The sequence below is a fragment of the Mixta sp. genome (assembly GCF_024610815.1).
Taxonomy (GTDB): Bacteria; Pseudomonadota; Gammaproteobacteria; order Enterobacterales; family Enterobacteriaceae; genus Mixta; species Mixta calida.
The window spans coordinates 1-5,178 of record NZ_JANION010000003.1; the positions used below are offsets into that span (position 1 = coordinate 1).

General features: G+C 54.0%; 5 protein-coding genes and 1 pseudogene. 5 read left to right on the forward strand and 1 reads right to left on the reverse strand.

From position 1 onward, the window contains the following. Positions 1-101: 101 nt before the first annotated feature. Positions 102-875, forward strand: a complete 774-nt coding sequence (gene pdeH, locus MYY08_RS00030) for a cyclic-guanylate-specific phosphodiesterase (protein WP_038629477.1) — start codon at positions 102-104, stop codon at positions 873-875. A 59-nt stretch (positions 876-934) separates the two neighbouring features. After that, positions 935-2,992: an AsmA family protein gene (locus MYY08_RS00035; RefSeq protein ID WP_038629479.1), complete on the forward strand. Its 2,058-nt coding sequence runs from the start codon at positions 935-937 to the stop codon at positions 2,990-2,992. A 221-nt stretch (positions 2,993-3,213) separates the two neighbouring features. On the opposite strand, the pseudogene MYY08_RS00040 reads toward MYY08_RS00035, so the two are convergent. Next, a pseudogene (locus MYY08_RS00040) lies at positions 3,214-3,368 on the reverse strand (PTS glucose transporter subunit IIBC); the annotation flags it as partial. Positions 3,369-3,468: 100 nt separating this feature from the next. Here MYY08_RS00040 and MYY08_RS00045 point away from each other — a divergent pair. The 3 genes from MYY08_RS00045 to MYY08_RS00055 form a co-directional block, all read left to right on the forward strand. Beyond that, positions 3,469-4,308 (forward strand): YPO3983 family protein, encoded by an 840-nt coding sequence (locus MYY08_RS00045; protein WP_288012411.1) that lies wholly within the window; start codon positions 3,469-3,471, stop codon positions 4,306-4,308. After that, positions 4,305-4,775 (forward strand): DUF943 family protein, encoded by a 471-nt coding sequence (locus tag MYY08_RS00050; protein ID WP_288012413.1) that lies wholly within the window; start codon positions 4,305-4,307, stop codon positions 4,773-4,775. The genes MYY08_RS00045 and MYY08_RS00050 overlap by 4 nt, the downstream gene beginning before the upstream one ends. A gap of 85 nt (positions 4,776-4,860) precedes the next feature. Continuing rightward, positions 4,861-5,178: DUF943 family protein (locus MYY08_RS00055; protein ID WP_288012415.1), on the forward strand; the 318-nt coding region annotated here is incomplete at its 3' end.

Below are 5,178 nucleotides of genomic sequence, written 5' to 3' on the forward strand. Positions count from 1 at the left end.
GATAAAGTGGATCGCCTCGACGTGGCGTAACCTGTAAAAATGCGTTCTCCATCACGCTGCGTCTGGCTGAGGATCACGGCCCGCCATTCAGGATAAAAACCATGAGGATGAAGAAAATCAGTTACCAGCTTCCTTCCTCAATTGTCGCGCAACAGCATCAGGAACAGCAGCAGTACTGGCTGTCATGCCAGCGTTCTTATACCTTTCAACCGATTTATCAGGTTACGGGTCGCCTGATGGCAATTGAGCTGCTGACCGCCGTGTCGCATCCTTCCGCGCCGCAGCAGAGGATTTCGCCGGAACGCTATTTCGCCGCGCTGAGCGTTAATCAGCGTTTGCATATTATTCAGGAACAGCTGGAGATGCTGCGCGGCTGGGAACGCTTTTTTGTCGGCTCGGATCGCGTCGCCTCCGTCAATATCGACGGGCCGACCCTGCTGGCTATCCAGCATCATGGGCCGCTGCGCGCGCTGATTGGCCGCCTGCCCTGGGTGCGCTTCGAACTGGTCGAACATCATGTGCTGCCGCAGGAAGAGATTGTGGCGCGGATACCAGAGCTGGGCGCGCTCTGGCTGGATGATTTCGGCTCAGGCATGGCGAATTTCTCCGCGCTGACCGAGCTGAGCTACGACTACATTAAGCTGGCGCGCGAACTGTTTGTCCTGCTGCGCAACAGCGATGAAGGACGTAATATGTTCGCCATGCTGCTGGCACTGATTGGTCGCTACTGCAAAGGGGTGATTGTCGAAGGCGTGGAAACCGCCGAAGAGTGGGAGCAGGTGCGTCAGTCGCCCGCTTTTGCCGCGCAGGGCTACTTTTTTTCGCGTCCCGTACCTTTCAGCCAGCTGCCGGAATTGCCTCTCCAGCTTCCCTGATGCCGTTTTCGTCGCGCTCTACTATCTTTACCAAATAGATAACAGGTAAGGAGACGGAGATGTCACGCGCAGGAAAGATCACCAGCTGGGTTATCGGGATTTTTTGTTTGCTGGTTGTGGTAATTGTCGTCGTAATCGCAACCTTCGACTGGAATCGTCTGAAGCCAACCATCAACCAGAAAGTCTCGACGGAGCTGAACCGTCCGTTCGCCATTCGCGGCGATCTCGGCGTGAACTGGGTGCGCAATCGGGAGGAGCCGGGCTGGCGCCGCTGGGTGCCCTGGCCGCAGATCCATGCTGAGGATATTGTACTGGGCAACCCGCCCGATATTCCTGAAGTAACGATGGTGCAGCTGCAACGCGCCGATGCCACCCTTTCCCCGCTGGCGCTGCTGCATAAAGAGATTTTTATTCCCTGGATCAAACTGCAACAGCCCGACGCTCGTCTGATCCAGACGGCGGATAAGAAGAACAACTGGACGTTTAACCTCGCTAATAGCGACCAGCCGGAGAATCAGCAGCAGCAGCCCTCCGCCTGGTCATTCCGTCTTGATAACATTCTGTTTGACCGTGTGCATCTCGCTTACCGCGACGCAGTGAATAAAGCCAATGTGAAAATGGAAATCGATCCGCTGGGCAAACCGGTGCCTTACGGCCAGGTGGCGGGCGGCGACGATAAGCAGAAGGGCGCGGCCGATTTCGTTTTCGGCTGGCGCGCCAGCGGCACTTATAACGATCAGCGTCTGGACGGCAGCGGTAAGCTCGGCGGCATGCTCTCGCTGCGCAGCAAAACCACGCCGTTCCCGGTGCAGGCCGAAGTGCGCAACGGCACCACGCGCGTCAATATCACCGGCAGCCTGCAAGACCCGATGAATCTGGGCGGGCTCGATCTGCGCGTGCGCTTCTCCGGCGATACGCTGGCGAACCTCTACGATCTCACCGGCGTGCTGCTGCCGGATACGCCGCCGTATGAAACCGACGGCCATCTGAAAGTGAAATTCCGTGAGAAGGGCGGCGCCGTTTATCACTATGAAAACTTCAACGGCCATATCGGCGACAGTGATATTCACGGCACGCTCACCTACACCCAGGGTAAACCGCGTCCGAAGCTGAGCGGCGAAGTGGTGTCGCGCCAGCTGCGCATGGCGGATCTCGGCCCGCTGATTGGCGTCGACAGCGGCAGCGGCCACGAGAAAACCGCGAAGGCGGAAGCGCAGCGCGGCAAGAAAAGCGGCCAGCCCGCTGACCGCGTACTGCCGCATGACCGCTTCGATACCAAAAACTGGGATGTGATGGACGCCGACGTGAAATTCAGCGGCAAGCGCATCGAACACAGCGACTCGCTGCCGCTCAGCGATCTCTATACCCATCTGGAGCTAAAAAACGGCGACCTGCTGCTGGACCCGCTGCGTTTCGGCGTGGCGGGCGGCACGCTGAACTCCACCGTGCGCCTTGAGGGCAGTCGGACGCCGATGCGCGGCCGCGCCGACCTTCACGCCCGTAAGCTGCACCTGCGCCAGCTTTTCCCCGGTGTGGAGGCGATGCAGAACAGCCTCGGCCAGCTGAACGGCGACGCGACGCTGAGCGGCAGCGGCAATTCGGTGGCGGATCTGCTGGCGACCAGCAACGGCGATGTGAAGCTGCTGATGAACGACGGCGTAATCAGCCGTAGCCTGATGGAGATTATCGGGCTGAACGTCGGCAACTATGTGGTCGGCAAACTGTTCGGCGACGATGAGGTGCGCATCAACTGCGCGGCCGCCAATCTGGACGTGCGCAACGGGCTGGCGACTTCGCGGCTGTTTGTTTTCGATACCACTAACGCCGTGGTCAACCTCTCCGGCAACGTTAACTTCGCCAACGAACGAATGGATCTCTCGATCAACCCGGAAAGCAAAGGGGTACGCATCGTTACCCTGCGTTCGCCGCTCTACGTGCGCGGCACCTTTAAAAACCCGGACGCGGGCGTGAAAACCGGGCCGCTGCTGGCGCGCGGCGCGGCGGCGGTGGCGCTGGGCACGGTGCTGACGCCAGCGGCGGCGCTGCTGGCGCTGATCTCCCCCAGCGATAACGAAGAGAACCAGTGCGTTAATATTCTGCAGCAGATGAAAAAATAAGCCGCTGTCGGCAGCAGGCGGCGATAAAAAAGGCGTCTTTACAAATGATGCCAGCCAGCTAAGCATTTTAATGAATATGAATTCATCATGATGCTGGCAAGGAAAACGACGGAATCAGGCTTTCAGCCCGGTTGCTCGTCGTCAGAGGCCCGAATTTTCGGGCCTCAACGCTTTGACTGACCAGCTTTCACCCGAACACGGCCTTTTTCACTCACGACAGATTAACCGTTACAAACGTCGCCATCCATTTCCGTTTTCAGGTTAACCAAAATGGCGCCGAAGATAGCCTGTACGCCGGACCTGCCACTACCACACCGTCAGCGCCCAGTTTGTTCAGGTCAGCCTGATCGACTTCAGATATGTCAGCAACGCCCAGCGCTTACCTTTTCCCGTAACGGCGTTCGATATTTACGCCTTTTTCGCCGCAGCTTATTATCACCAGACGGATATAAAACAGGCAGCACAAGGAGTGCTCAATGACCGCATTACGCTTTCCCTGTACCATTTTTAAAACGCAGGACAGGATGGATGATTACAGCGCGGAGGACATGCGCTACGGCGATCTGACCGAATCACAGCTAAAAAACGATTATCATCTGCTTGATGTCTCCACCCGCGTTGATCCTTACACGCTGACGGAAATTACCCCTTTCAGACAGCCGCATTCGATGTTTTACGGTGCGCGCGGCGAAGGCCGGAAAATCATGCAGCAGGAATGCGCCAGCATCCTGTTTGACGAGATGCGCCACCTGTCGCAAAGCTTTGCGATATATGGCCCTTATAAGCACCTTATCGAAGAGATGATTACCCATATGCAGCGCGGTGAAGGTGAACCGTTCAGGCGTTTATCGCTGGATAGCGCGTTGAGAATGCAGATTATTGACGACCACTTTGAAGAAAACAGTACCCGGATGCTGTTACAAACAGCGCTTAGCAGGAACATTGACTGGGGAAAGGGTATTTATCCCATAGCCAACCAAATAAAACTAAGAGAAGCTGTACTTAATGGGAAACTCCCTAAATTTGATCGTTTTCAGGATAATATCAACGGCATGGGGATCACCGTGCATGATACCTGGGCAACGCATATCACTATCCAGTCCCTCCATATCGAAAATAATCGCTACCGTGCAAAAATACACTATAAAGTTCAGGATCATTTTGGCCTGGACGCACACGATATTCTAAAGGGGAAATTTAATCTTTTCCGTTTCTTTCGCATCTGGTTTGTACTACAGCGATATCATCGCTTTGGCTTTAAACCTTTTATTACCCATATGGAAGCCACGGTAGACATCAGCGGAGAAGCGAAATGACGGGAAAAAATAAGAAACTGATTGGGGCAATATTCATTATCGCCATTACCCTGGTAACCGGTTTTCTTTGGTTATCTCTGCGTCCGGTCACTATCGTAGCTGTTCATCACAGAGGCGGCGGCTTTAGCGATGTGCTGGTAAACCGCTTTCCTCTTACCACCAAAGGAAAAATAGCCTGGTGGCAGAAAAACCGTGACACGCTGAAAAAACGCTACGGCGTTCCTCAACCGGCATTTGCACAGGATTTTACCATCACCTTTTGGTACTTCGGTGACGGCTATAAGGAAAGAGGAAGATACAATGACAGACTGTGCTTTATGGATATGAAAACGCAAAAAAACTGTATAGAAAAAGATAAAGCCTTTACGGTCAGATACAGTAAAAACAGCGGTCTCTATTTTACCACCAGCGACGGTTATTACTATTTGAAAGAGAACGGTGAAATAGCAAAGAGATTGTCCGGCTAATGATATACCAGTTTAATCATTGCTTTGGCTTTAAACCTTTTATTACCCATATGGAAGCCACGGCAGACATGAGCGGAGAAGCGAAATGACGCGAAAAAATAAGAAACTGATTGGGGCAATATTCATTATCGCCATTACCCTGGTAACCGGTTTTATTTGGTTATCTCTGCGTCCGGTCACTATCGTAGCTGTTCATCACAGAGGCGGCGGCTATAGCGATGTGCTGGTAGACCACTTTCCTCTTACCACACGAGGAAAGATAGCCTGGTGGCAGGAAAATAAAGATATGCTTAAGCGCCGCTACGGCATTCCTCAGACTATTCCCGATGGAGGTTATGACATCACCTTCTGGCTGTTTGGCGACGGCTATATGGAAAGAGGGAGATACGATGACAAGCTATGC

What these genes read in the sequence shown, in the direction of transcription:
- MYY08_RS00035 (WP_038629479.1), top strand. Translation starts at nt 935, where the DNA reads ATGTCACGCGCAGGAAAGATCACCAGCTGGGTTATCGGGATTTTTTGT.
- MYY08_RS00045 (WP_288012411.1), top strand. Translation starts at nt 3,469, where the DNA reads ATGACCGCATTACGCTTTCCCTGTACCATTTTTAAAACGCAGGACAGG.
- pdeH (WP_038629477.1), top strand. Translation starts at nt 102, where the DNA reads ATGAGGATGAAGAAAATCAGTTACCAGCTTCCTTCCTCAATTGTCGCG.
- MYY08_RS00050 (WP_288012413.1), top strand. Translation starts at nt 4,305, where the DNA reads ATGACGGGAAAAAATAAGAAACTGATTGGGGCAATATTCATTATCGCC.